This is a genomic window from Mycobacterium sp. (genome assembly GCF_050701675.1).
GTDB lineage: Bacteria > Actinomycetota > Actinomycetes > Mycobacteriales > Mycobacteriaceae > Mycobacterium.
The window spans coordinates 1-13,154 of the sequence record NZ_JBOGDD010000750.1 but is presented as its reverse complement, the minus strand read 5'-3'; the positions used below and the strand labels follow the sequence as shown (position 1 = coordinate 13,154).

Sequence of the window (13,154 nt, the reverse complement as noted above, 5' to 3'; positions counted from 1 at the left end):
ATTTACTGCCTCCGACAGATTGCACCCACCAAACCTCGGTCTGTGGATGAACCAGCGACTGTGGACAACCACGCCGCCAACCACCGAAAACGTCGGAGACACATGCTACTACCCGAGCCTGCCCCGCATGGCGTCGAACGTCGGCTGCCGGTCCCGCTCGATGTGGGCATAGGCCACCGATTCTGCGACCCGCTCGTTTCCCGACGCGATCGCATCGCGCAACAGCACGTGATCGTGGAACGCCTCGTCCGCCGGTAGGCCGCTGGTGAGATAGAACAGCCAAGTGATCCGGCCCGAGATGGTCTGCATCAGCCTGACCATCAACTCGTTCGACGAGGTCTCGATCACGGCTTCGTGAAACGCCGTACTGGTCCTGGCGATCGCATACGCGTCACCACCTTCCACGGTGCGCTGCGCCTCCTCCAACGCGTGGTTCAACGAATCCATGGGTCCACCGAGCGAAACCTGCCGCGCCGCATAGCGAGCCGCCCCCACTTCCAGGGAGAGGCGCACGTCGAACAGGTCGTCGATGGCCTTGGCGTCCCACTGCGCGACGACCGCGCCCCGGCGCGGACGCGAGTTCACGAAGCCGTCCCGCTCCAGCAGTGGCACCGCCTCGCGCAGCGGCACCCGCGAGACGTCCAACTCCTCCCCGATGCGCTGCTCGGGAAGGCGGCTTCCCTGCGGGTACTGGCCGAGGATGATCCGCTCCCGCACGGTGGAGTAGATGTGTTGGGACAGCGATTGAGTGGAGGATTCGACCACGTCGCTACCCGGAGATGCCGAGCAACGAGAAGTTCAGCTCGTTGGCGCCGATGTTCTGGCTCTCCGGTACTCCGGTCAACCACTTCTGGGCCACGACCCAATCCTTGTTGTAGGACAGATTCAGGAAGCACCCGGTCTGTCCGTACAGGTCGCCTGCCTTGACGTAGGTCGCGGTGTCGCCAGTGCCGAGCGCCTGGTCCAGCAACCCGTTCACCTCCTTCGACTCGCAGCCGAAGTAGTTGATGCCGCCTGAGGCGTCCCAGAAGACGTGTCCCCACATGTACGGGTCGCCGCCGTCGGGTCCGTTGTTGCCGTCGATGAACGCGTCGGGGCCGCTGGGCGGGTCGTTGATCCAGCCGAACACGGTCGAGGTGTCATAGCCCTGCGCCGAGGCGGTGAGACCATCGGTCTGGAGGTTCGCGACCACGATGTTGGCCATCGACTGCGCGTTGACGTTGCCGTTGGCGTAGCCGATCACGAGCGTCTTGTTGGCGCCCCCGGGCAGCGATCCGACGTAGGACTTCAGCGCACCCCCGTCGAAGGAGATGGCTTGCTTGTCGGCTCCACCGGGGATCATCCCCTTCGCGTACATGGTGGTCGCCACCTCCGAACGCTTGCCAAGCACCTGACTCACCAAGGCGGACTGGTCGATCGACTTGAGGAATGCGACCCTCGCGTCGGCGGTCTTGAAGAACTCGTGGCTCGGGTTCACCGTCACCAACGCGCCCTGCAGGGTCGGCAGGAAGTAATTCGAGACGTCGGCCTTGCCTGCGTACTTGTCCAGGCTAGAGGACGGCAGCGAAGCGACGATCGTGTCCACGGTGCCGTTGTCGAATGCCAACTCGAGCGCCGATTCGTCGGTGTAGACCGGTAATTCGACCTTCTTGAAGGGTGACTTCGGCCCCCAGTACCCGTCGTACTGGGTCAGTTCGTACTTGACCCCCGTCTGCGCGGTGGTGAGCTGGTACGGCCCGGTGCCCAGGTCGTGTGAGGACAGGTACGTCTGGGCGTCGTCGGAACCGGCGTTGGCCGCCAGGCCCTTTGGCGACTCCATCTTGGGACCGAACGGTGAGGCGAGGTAACTGAGGAAGGCCGTGTTGGGCTCGTTCAGCGTGATCACCGCGGTGTGGTCATCCGGTGTGGCAATGCTTTTCACGGCCTCGACCATATAGGCCGCGCCGCCCTTGACCGCGATGCGGCGCTTGAACGCGACGTCGACGGCCGCAGAGGTGAACGGCGTCCCGTCGTGGAAGGTGACGCCCTTGCGCAGGTGGAAGGTGTAGACGTCGTGGGTGGGGTTGACCTCCCACGTCTCGGCCAGCCGGGGCGCGATCTTGACGGTGTCGGTGTTGTTCTCGTACTGGACCAGACCTTCGTACGCGTTGATCATGATCGCGGTGCCGTTGTTGGCGTAGTAGATGTCGGGGTCGGGCGGCTGGCCGATGTCACCAAGCAGACCGACTGTCAGGGTGCCGTCGGTCGGCGCAGCGGCCCCGCCTCCCCCCGATGAGTTTGGGGTGCCCGAGCTACAGCCGGCCACGGTCAGGACGAGTGCGGCGCCGACCGTGACGACGCCGGTGAGAAGTCTTCTGGTTGTCATGGCGAAACTCCCTGCCTCAGTGATCATTCGGCGGCTATTCTTGGGTCGGCGAGCGCCTGCAGGAGGTCGACGACGACGTTCGACACGACGTAGATCGCCCCCAGCACCAACGTGACCCCGGCGATCGCCGGGAAGTCGGAGACCGGGATGGACGCGGCGAGGTAATTGCCGATGCCGGGCCAGGAGAAGACCTGCTCGACGACGACGACGCCGGCGAACATGAAGCCGAGCTGCAGCCCCGACATCGACAACGCAGGGCCGATCGCGTTGCGGACGACGTGGTGGGTGACCACCTGCAGTTCGGTCAGGCCCTTGGAGCGGGCCGTTCGCACGAAGTCGACGTGCAGGACGCCCTGTAGCGACGATCGGAAGACCCTGCCGATCGCCACCGCGGGCGCGATGGACAGGACGAGCGCAGGCAGCACCAGGTGCCGCACGGCGTCGACGAACGCATCGGCCTGCCCGTGCACCAGGGTGTCGACCACCTGCATGCCTGTCGGACCCGGGTCCTGGAAGTCCCCGATCCCCCTTGCGGGCAACCAGCCGAGCTGGCCGAAGAAGACGATGATGCCGACCAGCGCCAGGAGGAACGGCGGCGCCGCGGCCAGCAGCAGCAGAACGCCGCGGCCGATCGAGGCGCCCGGCCACCGGAGTGCACCGGACATCGCGTACGACGCTCCCAGCACCAGCGCGACGAGGAACGCCGCGACGACGAGTTCGACGGTGGCGGGCAGGTAGGTGGCGATGTCGGCGGTGACCGCTTGCCTGGTGCGCAGCGACCGACCGAGATCTCCGGCGAAGAGTCCGCCGACGAAGTGGACGAACTGAGTGAAGACGGGGTCGTTCAGGCCGAGCCGTTGGCGTTCGGCGGCGACCATCGCGGGCGAGGCGTTGGCCCCGACGTACGCGCGCGCCGGGTCTCCTGGAGCAACGGACTGCAGCAGGAAGATCACGAACGACAGGATCAGCAGGATCAGCACGGCGGTCGAGAGTCGACGAATCAGGAAGGCGGACACCGCTACCTCCGCACCGGGATGAGGTTGCGGATGGCGTCGCCGCCGAGGTTCGCAATCAGACTGAGCAGCAGCACCGTCAGGCCGGGGACGCCGGGTACCCACCATTGGCTGAGCAGCTGGCTCAGCGTGCGGGCGGTGTCGGCGCCGAGCTCGGGTGCGGGTGCCCGCTGACCGAGCCCGAGGAATGACAGCGCGGCAAGCAAAAGCACGACGTTGCCGACGTCCAGGCTGGCCGTGACGATCGCCGTTGGCACCACCCCTGGCAGCAGGTGGCGCGTCAGGATTCGAGTGCGACTGACCTTGGCCAGCTTGGCGGCCTCGATGTGCGGTCGGGCGGCGAGCGCCTTGACCTCGCCGCGCAGGATGCGTGCGTAGTAGGGCCACCACACGAGCGCCACCCCGATCAGCGTGTTCAGCAGGCCTGATCCCAGAGCGGCGACGATGGCGATGGCGACGAGCGCTCCGGGCAGCGCCAGGAAGAGGTCGGTGACGCGCATCAGCACCAGGGAGTCCACCCAGCCTCCGGTCGCGCCGGCGATCAACCCGACGGTGCCGCCGATGAGCAGCCCGCTGGCCACCACGACGAGTGCGCTGAGCCAGCTCACCTGTATGCCGATCAACGTGCGGGACAACAGGTCTCGCCCGATGCCATCGGTACCGAGCAGATGCCCCGGACTCAATGGCGGCAGGTTCAGTTTGCCGACCGGCTGGATCGGGTCGTACGGGGCGAGCACCTTGGCGAAGACGGCGACGAGGGTCACCAGCACCAGCAGCCCGACCAGCGCCCACGCCATCGGCCTGCCCAGCCGGGCTCCCCCGATCGACACCGGCCGAAGCCGGCCCCTCGGCACGAAGGTCGCGGTCACGACGCAGCCCCCTCGGCGATCTCGGGCACCGCGGCGAGCAGGGTGCGGGTGTACGCCTCACGCGGCTCGGCGATCACCTGCTCGGCGGGCCCCAACTCCACGACGCGGCCGGCCTGCATGACGGCGATGCGGTCACCCATCAGCCGGGCGACGGCCAGGTCGTGGGTGACGAAGAGCACCGTCATCCCCAGCCGTGCGCGCAGGTCGCGAATGAGGGCCAGCACGCTCTTGGCCAGTGACGCGTCCAGGGCGCTGGTGGGTTCGTCGCACAGCAGCACCGAGGGCGGGATCATCGTCGCGCGGGCGATGCCGACGCGTTGACGCTGTCCGCCGGACAGCTCGCCAGGACGGGCCTTGGCGATCTCCTGCGACAGATCGACGGCGGCCAGGGCCTCGGTCACTCGGTCACGGACTTCCTCACGCGACAGCTTGAGTCCACGCAATGGCTCACCCAGCGTCTCGCCAACGCTCAGCCACGGGGTGAGCGACGAGCCCGCGTCCTGGAACACCATCTGCGGGCCACCGCTCCCCGAGAGCGTGACCGAGCCGGACGTCGGCTTCTCCAGTCCGGCAACGATTCTCAGCAGGGTCGACTTGCCCGAGCCGCTCTCCCCGACGATCGCCAACGACTCACCCGCCGCGATGTCCAGGTCGACGCCGGCGACGGCCGCGATCGTCTGCGTGGCACGCGTGAACCGACCGCGCGCCCGACGGGCCGTGAACGTGCGGTGCAGGTCCCGGACCCGCACGGCGGGCTCGGCTGGGTCGGCCGCCGCCTCGTCGAACCGTTCGTCACGGCGCATGGTCAGAGTCAGCCGGGACTCGAGCAACGAGCGGGTGTATTCGTGCTGGGGATGGCGCACCACGTCCGCGGCCCGGCCGAGTTCGACCAGTTCGCCGTGATGCAGCACCGCAAGGCGGTCCGCGATCTGGTCGGCGACGCCGAGGTCGTGGGTGATCAGCAGGACCGAGCAGCCGAAGTCGTCGCGTAGCTCGCGCAGCAGATCCAGCAGTTGCGCCTGGACGGTGACGTCGAGCGCGGTGGTCGGCACGTCGGCCACGATCAGCCCAGGCGGCGTTGGCTTCCCGTCGCATCGCTCGCCCCGGCCGGCGACGGCGATCGCCGTCATCACCCGCTGGCGCAGGCCACCGGAGAGCTCGTGGGGAAGGACCCGCAGGCGCAGTTCGGCGTCGCGTACCCCTACTGTCTCCAGCAGTCGGACGGACTCGGCGTCGTCGTTGGTCACCTCGCCGATCTGTCTGCCGATCCGCATCGTCGGGTTCAGCGACGTCATCGGATCCTGGAATATCGCGCCGAGCACCTCGCGGCGCACCCGGCGCAGGTCGGCGGGCTTGGCGCGAAGCAGGTCGACCCCACTGACGGTGACCTGGCCCTCGGTGACAGGGTGCGAGTCGTGCGGGAGCAACCCGAGCAGGCTCAGGGCGAGCACGCTCTTGCCGGAGCCGGATTCGCCGACCAGACCGAGGATCTCGCCCGATTCGATCCGCAGGTCGACGTGCTTGAGGACCTGGCTGCGGATGCCGTTGCGCACCAACGACAGTGAGAAGTCGTCGATCGATGCGACGGGGCTGCTCACGGCGCCACCTCAAGGGCCGCGTCCCTGAGTGGGAAGAGCTCGGGTGAAGCGAGGACGGCGCGGTGTATCTCCCTTGGCGTCGTCAGCCAGATGCCGTCGGTGGCGGCGATCCTCTCGAGCGCTCGGCCGACCGCACGCAGCCGGAACGGCACACCGCTGATGAACGAGTGCAGCACGACGCTCATCACCAGTGGGTACCGAGTCGCTGCGACGCTGAGTTAGTCGAACTCGTCGGTGATCATGTCGGCGAAGTCCCTGGCCAACGTGCTCCGACCGATCATCGTCGAGGAGTCGTTGAGCTCGGCGTTGTACGGGATCGTCAGCAAGGGGCCAGATTCCGTGCTCAGCCAGACCGGTTGATCGTCGAGGCGCAGGTCGAGCAGATACCGGTAACCCGTGGCGGCCAACAGGCCAAGGGTGGCCGGGGTGTGGCTGAGCCAGGGGCTCGACCACCCGCCGGGGGGTGCGCCCTCCGCCGTCTCGATGCGCTGCGCGACCTCGGTGAGATAGGCGCGCTCGACGTCGAGCGTCATCCCGGACAGCGAATCGGAGTTGGAGCGGCCGTGCCCGACGATCTCGGCGCCAACGTCGCGAGCGGCCGCCAAGACGGCAGGCGCGTCGTCGTAGACGTCGGTGTTGAGCAGGACCGTGGGCGGAATACCAAGGCGGCCAAGCATCTCGAAGAGCCGGAAGGCGCCGACCCGGTTGCCGTAGTCCCGCCAGGCGGTGTTCACCAGGTCGGGTGCGGGCACGTCGGCCAGCACGTCTTCGGTGTGGCCGTCGCCGAATCGATAGGACTCGACGCCGACGCAGACGACGAGCGCGAGCCGGCGCCCGTTCGGCCAGCTACCGCTCGGGCGGGCCGGTAGGGGTGAGTACCGATAGTCGGCCGGGCTCGTCACCGGGTCCCCAAACCGTCGGTCAGCCAGCGGGTGAAGCCGACGTCGGTGGCGGCCGCCCTACGGACGATGTGCTGGTAGGCGCCGAACTGCTGCTCGGCGTCGCCGCGAGCGGCCCGGATCGCGGGCAGCTTGGCGGCGAACAACTCTCGGGCTTCGTCGAGCAGCGCACTCTCGTCCACACTGGTGACGTGACCGTTCTCGGCGACCACCTTGCCGGCGACCATCGTCAGCACCACACCCCTGCCGTCCTCGCAGTGCACCAGTTGCTCCCGCAGATCGTTGAGTGGGGTGAACGCGATGGTGTGAAGGTCCACCAGGGCCAGGTCGGCGAGCATTCCCGGCGCAACCGCCCCGAGGTCGCCCGTCCGTCGCGTCGCGCGGGCACCGCCACGCCACAACGCGTCGAGAACTTCGGCGGCCGTTGGCCAGTCGTCACTGTCGAGCCCGGAGACGTTGTGGATAAGACCGGCGGTCTTCGCGACGGTCCACACGTTGATCGAATCGTCACAGATCGCCTCGTCGGTGCCGAGGGCAACCGGGATGCCACGGTTCAGCATGGCCCGCCATCGCAGCACTCCGCTGCCGAGTCGCAGGTTGCTGACCGGATTGTGCACCACCGTCGAACCGGCCGCTGCGATCGCGTCGAGGTCTGCGTCGTCCACCCAGACCGCGTGAATGACGTTGGTGTGAGGTTTGAGAAGACCTGCGGCAGCGGTGTATTGCACCAGGGATCGCCCGGCGAAGCGCGATTGTTCGGTCATCAGGGTGCGTTGCACCTTGGTCTCCAACATGTGCGCGTACAGCGGGAGCCCGTTGCGCTCGGCGATGTCGTCCAGCGCGGCGAAGTAGTCAAGGCTGACGCGTTGGGGCGCCGAGATCGATACCGCCGCCCGGATCCGGTCGTCCGCTGCGCCGTGCCACGTGCCGATCAGGTAGTCGTATGCCTCGAGCAGTTGCGCGGCGGGCGCAGGTGCAGGCGCGTCGAAGGCGTCGCGGGTGGTGGCGCCGAGATCGCCGAGGAAGGGCAGCTTCTCGGCCTCGGTCAGCTCGGGTTGGTCCAGCGCGAGGAACGCCCGGATCCCGCTGTCGCGGTATGCCGAAGCCACTGCGTCGATGACGTCCGGAGTGGGAAAGGGCATCAGGAACGCATCGTCCTGCACGCAGGTGATGCCTCGCTGCAGCATCTCGACGGCGCCGAGCATGGTCCGCAGGTAGGCCTCCCGTGGGCTCGGCGTCAGGGCCGGGTCGGCGGGCGACTCGAAGAGCATGAAGAGCTCCAGCGGCAGACTGCGCACCGAGCCCTTCAGATGGTTGGCCGGCGAGTGGAAGTGGGCGTTGATCAGACCCGGCAACAACAGCTTTCGACCACTTCCCTCGACGGTGCGAGCCCCTGGCGGGATGGGAAGGTCGACGCCGATCGCGTCGATCCGGTCGCCGGAGACCAGAACGTCGACGGGGCCAACCATCCCGTCGGCGGCGGCGGGGTCGTAGACGAACACCTGCCGGAACAGGACGGTCATGACCGCTCCAACCGATATGCCTGCAGACCCGGCACGGCCTCGAACGTGTTGGCCCGTGACGTGTTCAGGCCCATCGCCACCAGGCCGGCCGCGATGCCGACGGCGGCGGCTACCCCGTCGATGACGGGCACACCCAGTTCGCGCGACAGCGGGTCGACGAGGTCGGCGAGGCCTGCGCAGCCGAGCACGACGGCCTCGGCCCGGTCTGCCGAGATCGCCTCGCGGGCAGCTTGGGCGAACGCCTCGAGAAGGTGGGTCGAGCCGCCGACCAACTCCGCGACGGGCACGTCGACCGGGATCACGGTGCAGCGGTGCCCGAGCCCGAGTTCGCGCACGACGCGATCGCTGTGGGCCACCGTGCGCGGGGGCAGCGTGACGACGACGAACCGATGCGCCACCAGGCACGCGGTCTGCAGTGCGGCCTCCGTCATCCCGACGACCGGACACGTCGCGACCTCGCGCGCCGCAGCCACCCCGGTGTCGCCGAAGCAGGCGACGACGAACGCGTCGGTGTCGCCCTGGTGCGCGCGGACCTGCTCGAGCACCCCAACCGCGGCGATCGCCTCCTCGGCATGACTTTCGACACTGGGCACGCCGACCGACGGGTGGACCCCCGTGATGGTCACGCCCTTACCCGAAACCGCTTGCGCCGCCACGGTGATCGCATCCGTCAGTTCGGCTGAGGTGTTCGGGTTGATCACGGTGATGCGCGTCATCGGCGGACTCCACCGGCCGCGGCGACGGCGGCCAGCAGGCCGCTGACGCCTGGGGTGCCGACTGCGATGCGCGCGGCGGCCGCACCGGCGCCGACCGCGGCGTGGACGTCCCCGCTGCGCAGGTGCTCGGTCGCGAAGGCCCCGCAGAACGCATCGCCCGCCCCCGTGCTGTCCACCGGGTCGACGGGGTCGGTCGGTATCACCACGGGTTCGGGCTGCTCCCTGGTCGCCACCACGCAGCCGGCCGCCGCCCGCTTGATCACCACGACGCGGGGCCCGAGCCGAAGGAAGGCTGCGGCCGCCACAGCCGGCTCCGAACCGCCGGCAAGCGCAGCGGCTTCGACCTCGCTGGGGAGGAACACGTCGCAGGCCCGCACCGCGTCCAGCAGCGCGGCCTGATTGCCTGCGATGTAGTCCTCCTGCGGATCGAAGTAGATGGTCGCTGCGGTGTGGGCGCGAAGCCACGGCGCCAAGCGGAGCTGGGCGTCGCGGGCCATTGCGGACAGCAGCACGCCGGGAGCGCCGAGGACGGCGTCGGTCACGTCCGTCGGCTGCACCGAGAGCGTGTCGAAGTGTTCCTCGCCGAGCACGAGATCCCACACCCGGCCGCCTGCGTCGTCGTAACGAACGACGTTGCGCACCATGGGAAGTTCGCGCCGTGGTAGCGACTCGGGGTCGGTGCCCGCTGATCGGACGGCAGCCAGCAGGGCGGGGGTCGCATCGGTGCCGAGCGGTGCGAGGATCGTGGGGTTCCCGCCGGCCAGTCGGGCAGCGAGCGCGGCGAACAGCGCGTCCCCTCCAACGGATTCGACGCGCTCCCCCGTTGGGGAAACGGCGTCGTCGATGGTGAGGTTGCCGATGCAGACCAGGTTCGGTGCGTCACTCATCGGCGGCCGCCGCGGCGTAGCTGCTCAGTCCCAGGTGGTAGCCGACCAGCTGAGCGGGAAGCAGGTAGAGCAGGGGCGAAAGCGGCTCGGGTACCGGCGGCAGCGTGATGACCCGGCCCGCCGAGTCGTCGAAGGCGCGCTCTCCCTCGGTGGTGACGACGTAGAGGCGACCGCCCCAGCGCAGCGCGTCCCGGCCGGTGTCGACGGCGCGCGACACCGACGGGCCCGACGGAGCGAACAGGAACAGCGGCTCCCCAGCCTTCTGCGAGTTGTAGTGGTGGTACTCCTCGACCTGGATGTCGGCCGCGTGCAGGGTGGTGCACTCCTTGACCTTCGCCGCGCCAACGATCGCGGAGGCGAGATTCGGGCCGGCGCCGGAGAACAGAACGTTCTGCACGCCTGCCGCGACCTCGAATTCCGCGATGGCGGCGAGCACCGGGTCGATCCGGTCCAGCACCGCGGCCATCGTGTCGGGAAGCACGTCGAAATTCGCGCGCAGTACGGCCGCTTCGGTGGGGACGCGCCGCTCTCCGACGCGAATCGCGAGTTCGAGCAGCAACGCCAGTGCCGCGGTGGACGACTGGGTCGGCCACCCGACCCGGGTCGCCTCGATCTTCAACGAGGTGTTCGCCTCGGTCTGCAGGGTCGAGCCGGCCGTGTTGGTGATAGCAACGGTATACGATCCACGATTTTGGGCCGTCAGGAGCGCTTCAACCGTGCGCGTGGTCTCCCCCGAGCTGGACAGCGCGATGACGGCCGTTCCCGCGTCGATCAGATCGGCCTGGTAGTACGCGAACTCCAGGCTCTGCACGGCTTCGCACGGCACCGCGAGCATGCTCTGAAGCACGTGACGGGCGGCGACCATGACGGCGAGCGAATCGCCACAACCGACGAGCACCACCCGATGGACATTTGCGACGAGTCGGTCGGCGATGGCGTCGAGAACCGTTGCGTTGACGCCCAATGTGGAACGTATCGCCGCCGGCTGGCCGAACAACTCCGGCCCGGTCGCTTGGACCCGCAGCCGTAGTTTCTGATCAAGCGGGTCGTTGCTCGGCAACGCGAGGATGTGGGCACGCTCGGCGTCGGACACGCGCTGCACGACCGCGCGCTGGCGGACATCGAGGGGGCTGGTGTCCGGATCGAGAAGCGGACTCGCGGGAACGCTCATCTGTCAAGGCACCCCATCCGTCGGTCGTGGCGCGAAGCGTTGTCAGCCTGGCAATGACCAAACGGTATACCGTTTATGTTTCTGGGGTGTGACGATTCGTGGCACTCTCGTTACGTCACCGCGGGGCGGGCCGATGGGCCTGCACGGCCGCTGCGGCACGCTGGTCACCGACCGAGCGCAGTCCGGCGACCACTCCGTCGATATCGGCCTCCGGTCGGTTCTGACTCAGTTTGAACTTGGCGTCGATGCCGCGAATCGCCACCTCGAGACCGACGATCGCGCGCAACTGTCCCTCGATGAACCGCTCGGGTGCGTCGTCGATTGACCACGGCGCCGGGCGCCCCGCCTCGTGATGGTCGGTCAGCCGCCGGACGAGGTCGCCCACCCAGGCCGGATCATCGTGAATCGTCACCGTGCCGTGCACGTGAGCGACGACGTAGTTCCAGGTGGGCACGACCCGGCCGTGCTCGGCCTTGGAGGCGTACCACTCCGGCGTGACGTAGGCATCCGGCCCGCGGACGATCACCAGTGCTTCCTGCCCGTCGACGCGGCGCCAGTGGTCGTTGTTGCGGGCGAAGTGGCCCTGCAGGATGCCGCGCTCGCGGTCGTAGATGAACGGCAGCATCGTCGCCTCCAAGCCGTCGGGGCCTGCGGTGACGAGGTCGGCCGCACCGTGGTGTGACAGCAGCTCGTGCACTGCCTCGTCGTCCGGAGCGAAGTGGGTTGGGACGTACATGGGAGGAATTGTCCTCTTCTCCCCGAGCTGATGTGCCGAGGCAACGGAACGGAATATGCTCGCGGCGATGGCTGATCACACGCAGGCTGACCGGATGACCTTGGGCAAGGGCTTCATCGCGGCCCTCGACCAGAGCGGTGGGTCGACGCCCAAGGCCTTGCGCCTCTACGGCATCGAGGACGGTTCCTACGCAGGCGATGCCGAGATGTTCGATCTGATCCACGAGATGCGCACCCGGATCGTCACGTCCCCGGTCTTCGGCGGAGACCGGATCCTCGGTGCCATCCTGTTCGAGGAGACCATGGATCGCGAGATCGGCGGAAAGCCCTCGGCGAGCTACCTCTGGGAGGACAAGGGCGTCGTGCCCTTCCTCAAGATCGACAAGGGCTTGGCCGACGCCACCGACGGGGTGCAGCTGATGAAGCCGCTACCGGGCCTCGACGACCTGTTGGCCCGGGCGGTCCGCAACGGCATCTTCGGCACCAAGGAACGCTCGGTGATCGGGGCCGCCGACGCCGTGGGCATCGCCGCGATCGTCGAACAGCAATTCGACGTTGCGCACCAGGTGCTCATCCACGGTTTGATCCCGATCCTCGAGCCAGAGGTGACGGTCACGATCGCCGACAAGGCGCAGGCGGAGGACATCCTGCTGGACCAGATCGGCAAGCACCTCGACGGCATCCCCGACGGGCAGCGGGTCATGTTGAAGATCTCGTTGCCGACGGTCGCGAACCACTATCGAGCGCTCATCGAGCATCCCAGGGTGATGCGGGTGGTGGCCCTGTCGGGTGGATATTCGCGAGATGAGGCCGACGCGCTCCTCGCGCACAACACCGGTCTGATCGCGAGCTTCAGCCGCGCGCTCACCGAGGGGCTGTCCGCTCAGCAGTCCGACGAGCAGTTCGACGAAACCCTCGGCGCGGCCATCCAATCGATCTACGACGCCTCCGTCGCGGGTTAGGCCTGCGCGTGACAAGCGGAGCTGCGGCGGCGCAACACCTCGATGATCTGGCGCGTCTGCGTCGCGTCCGCGACCGCATCGACCGGGAGTACGCGCAGCCGCTGGACGTCGAGGCGCTCGCTCGCGGCGTGAACGTGTCGGCCGGCCACCTCAGTCGTCAATTCAAGATCGCGTACGGCGAACCGCCGTACTCCTACCTGATGACTCGGCGCATCGAGCGGGCGATGGCGCTGCTGCGCCGTGGCGACCTCAGCGTCACCGAGGTGTGCTTCGCGGTCGGCTGCTCGTCGCTTGGCACCTTCAGCACCCGCTTCACCGAGCTGGTCGGCAGGCCGCCGAGCGTCTATCGCGACCAGACGGCCGGCGCCAAGGCCGGATTGCCGTCGTGCATGGAGAAGCAGGTGACCAGACCGGTC

The 13,154-nt window shown here is 68.1% G+C and carries 14 protein-coding genes; 2 read left to right on the top strand and 12 right to left on the bottom strand.

The window, feature by feature from the left end; genetic code table 11:
- Window positions 1-108 precede the first annotated feature (108 nt).
- The 12 genes from ACRDUX_RS23050 to ACRDUX_RS22995 form a co-directional block, all read right to left on the bottom strand.
- Entirely contained in the window at window positions 109-765 is a 657-nt protein-coding gene (locus ACRDUX_RS23050; RefSeq protein ID WP_526416862.1) for a GntR family transcriptional regulator, read from the bottom strand.
- A 4-nt stretch (window positions 766-769) separates the two neighbouring features.
- Window positions 770-2,365: an ABC transporter substrate-binding protein gene (locus tag ACRDUX_RS23045; protein WP_526416860.1), complete on the bottom strand. Its 1,596-nt coding sequence runs from the start codon at window positions 2,363-2,365 to the stop codon at window positions 770-772.
- Window positions 2,366-2,388: 23 nt separating this feature from the next.
- Window positions 2,389-3,381: an ABC transporter permease gene (locus tag ACRDUX_RS23040; protein WP_526416858.1), complete on the bottom strand. Its 993-nt coding sequence runs from the start codon at window positions 3,379-3,381 to the stop codon at window positions 2,389-2,391.
- A gap of 2 nt (window positions 3,382-3,383) precedes the next feature.
- Window positions 3,384-4,247: an ABC transporter permease gene (locus ACRDUX_RS23035; protein WP_526416856.1), complete on the bottom strand. Its 864-nt coding sequence runs from the start codon at window positions 4,245-4,247 to the stop codon at window positions 3,384-3,386.
- Window positions 4,244-5,845 carry an ATP-binding cassette domain-containing protein gene (locus ACRDUX_RS23030; RefSeq protein ID WP_526416854.1) on the bottom strand — a complete coding sequence of 534 codons (1,602 nt, stop codon included), beginning with the start codon at window positions 5,843-5,845 and terminating at the stop codon, window positions 4,244-4,246. Before ACRDUX_RS23030 ends, ACRDUX_RS23035 begins: the two co-directional genes overlap by 4 nt.
- Window positions 5,842-6,030 (bottom strand): hypothetical protein, encoded by a 189-nt coding sequence (locus ACRDUX_RS23025; protein ID WP_526416853.1) that lies wholly within the window; start codon window positions 6,028-6,030, stop codon window positions 5,842-5,844. The genes ACRDUX_RS23030 and ACRDUX_RS23025 overlap by 4 nt, the downstream gene beginning before the upstream one ends.
- A 33-nt stretch (window positions 6,031-6,063) precedes the next feature.
- The gene (locus ACRDUX_RS23020) at window positions 6,064-6,747 is read right to left on the bottom strand and encodes a polysaccharide deacetylase family protein (protein ID WP_526416851.1); all 684 of its coding nucleotides are present in this window, start codon (window positions 6,745-6,747) and stop codon (window positions 6,064-6,066) included.
- Window positions 6,744-8,267: an amidohydrolase family protein gene (locus ACRDUX_RS23015; RefSeq protein ID WP_526416849.1), complete on the bottom strand. Its 1,524-nt coding sequence runs from the start codon at window positions 8,265-8,267 to the stop codon at window positions 6,744-6,746. Before ACRDUX_RS23015 ends, ACRDUX_RS23020 begins: the two co-directional genes overlap by 4 nt.
- Window positions 8,264-8,983, bottom strand: a complete 720-nt coding sequence (locus tag ACRDUX_RS23010; protein WP_526416847.1) for an aspartate/glutamate racemase family protein — start codon at window positions 8,981-8,983, stop codon at window positions 8,264-8,266. The genes ACRDUX_RS23015 and ACRDUX_RS23010 overlap by 4 nt, the downstream gene beginning before the upstream one ends.
- Entirely contained in the window at window positions 8,980-9,870 is an 891-nt protein-coding gene (locus ACRDUX_RS23005) for a carbohydrate kinase family protein (RefSeq protein WP_526416845.1), read from the bottom strand. The genes ACRDUX_RS23010 and ACRDUX_RS23005 overlap by 4 nt, the downstream gene beginning before the upstream one ends.
- Window positions 9,863-11,041, bottom strand: coding sequence for an SIS domain-containing protein (locus ACRDUX_RS23000; RefSeq protein WP_526416843.1), 1,179 nt, complete (start codon window positions 11,039-11,041; stop codon window positions 9,863-9,865). Before ACRDUX_RS23000 ends, ACRDUX_RS23005 begins: the two co-directional genes overlap by 8 nt.
- Before the next feature lie 115 nt (window positions 11,042-11,156).
- Window positions 11,157-11,777: an FMN-binding negative transcriptional regulator gene (locus ACRDUX_RS22995; protein WP_526416841.1), complete on the bottom strand. Its 621-nt coding sequence runs from the start codon at window positions 11,775-11,777 to the stop codon at window positions 11,157-11,159.
- 67 nt (window positions 11,778-11,844) lie between these two features.
- Here ACRDUX_RS22995 and ACRDUX_RS22990 point away from each other — a divergent pair, with 67 nt between their 5' ends.
- Together ACRDUX_RS22990 and ACRDUX_RS22985 are read left to right on the top strand one after the other, a co-directional pair.
- Window positions 11,845-12,738 carry a fructose bisphosphate aldolase gene (locus ACRDUX_RS22990; protein WP_526416839.1) on the top strand — a complete coding sequence of 298 codons (894 nt, stop codon included), beginning with the start codon at window positions 11,845-11,847 and terminating at the stop codon, window positions 12,736-12,738.
- 8 nt (window positions 12,739-12,746) lie between these two features.
- Window positions 12,747-13,154: helix-turn-helix transcriptional regulator (locus ACRDUX_RS22985; RefSeq protein ID WP_526416837.1), on the top strand; the 408-nt coding region annotated here is incomplete at its 3' end.

Bases quoted from the DNA above. Each gene is read 5' to 3' on its own strand.
- ACRDUX_RS23045 (WP_526416860.1), bottom strand. From the start codon at position 2,365: ATGACAACCAGAAGACTTCTCACCGGCGTCGTCACGGTCGGCGCCGCA.
- ACRDUX_RS23025 (WP_526416853.1), bottom strand. From the start codon at position 6,030: ATGAGCGTCGTGCTGCACTCGTTCATCAGCGGTGTGCCGTTCCGGCTG.
- ACRDUX_RS23015 (WP_526416849.1), bottom strand. From the start codon at position 8,267: ATGACCGTCCTGTTCCGGCAGGTGTTCGTCTACGACCCCGCCGCCGCC.
- ACRDUX_RS23010 (WP_526416847.1), bottom strand. From the start codon at position 8,983: ATGACGCGCATCACCGTGATCAACCCGAACACCTCAGCCGAACTGACG.
- ACRDUX_RS23005 (WP_526416845.1), bottom strand. From the start codon at position 9,870: ATGAGTGACGCACCGAACCTGGTCTGCATCGGCAACCTCACCATCGAC.
- ACRDUX_RS23000 (WP_526416843.1), bottom strand. From the start codon at position 11,041: ATGAGCGTTCCCGCGAGTCCGCTTCTCGATCCGGACACCAGCCCCCTC.
- ACRDUX_RS22995 (WP_526416841.1), bottom strand. From the start codon at position 11,777: ATGTACGTCCCAACCCACTTCGCTCCGGACGACGAGGCAGTGCACGAG.
- ACRDUX_RS22990 (WP_526416839.1), top strand. From the start codon at position 11,845: ATGGCTGATCACACGCAGGCTGACCGGATGACCTTGGGCAAGGGCTTC.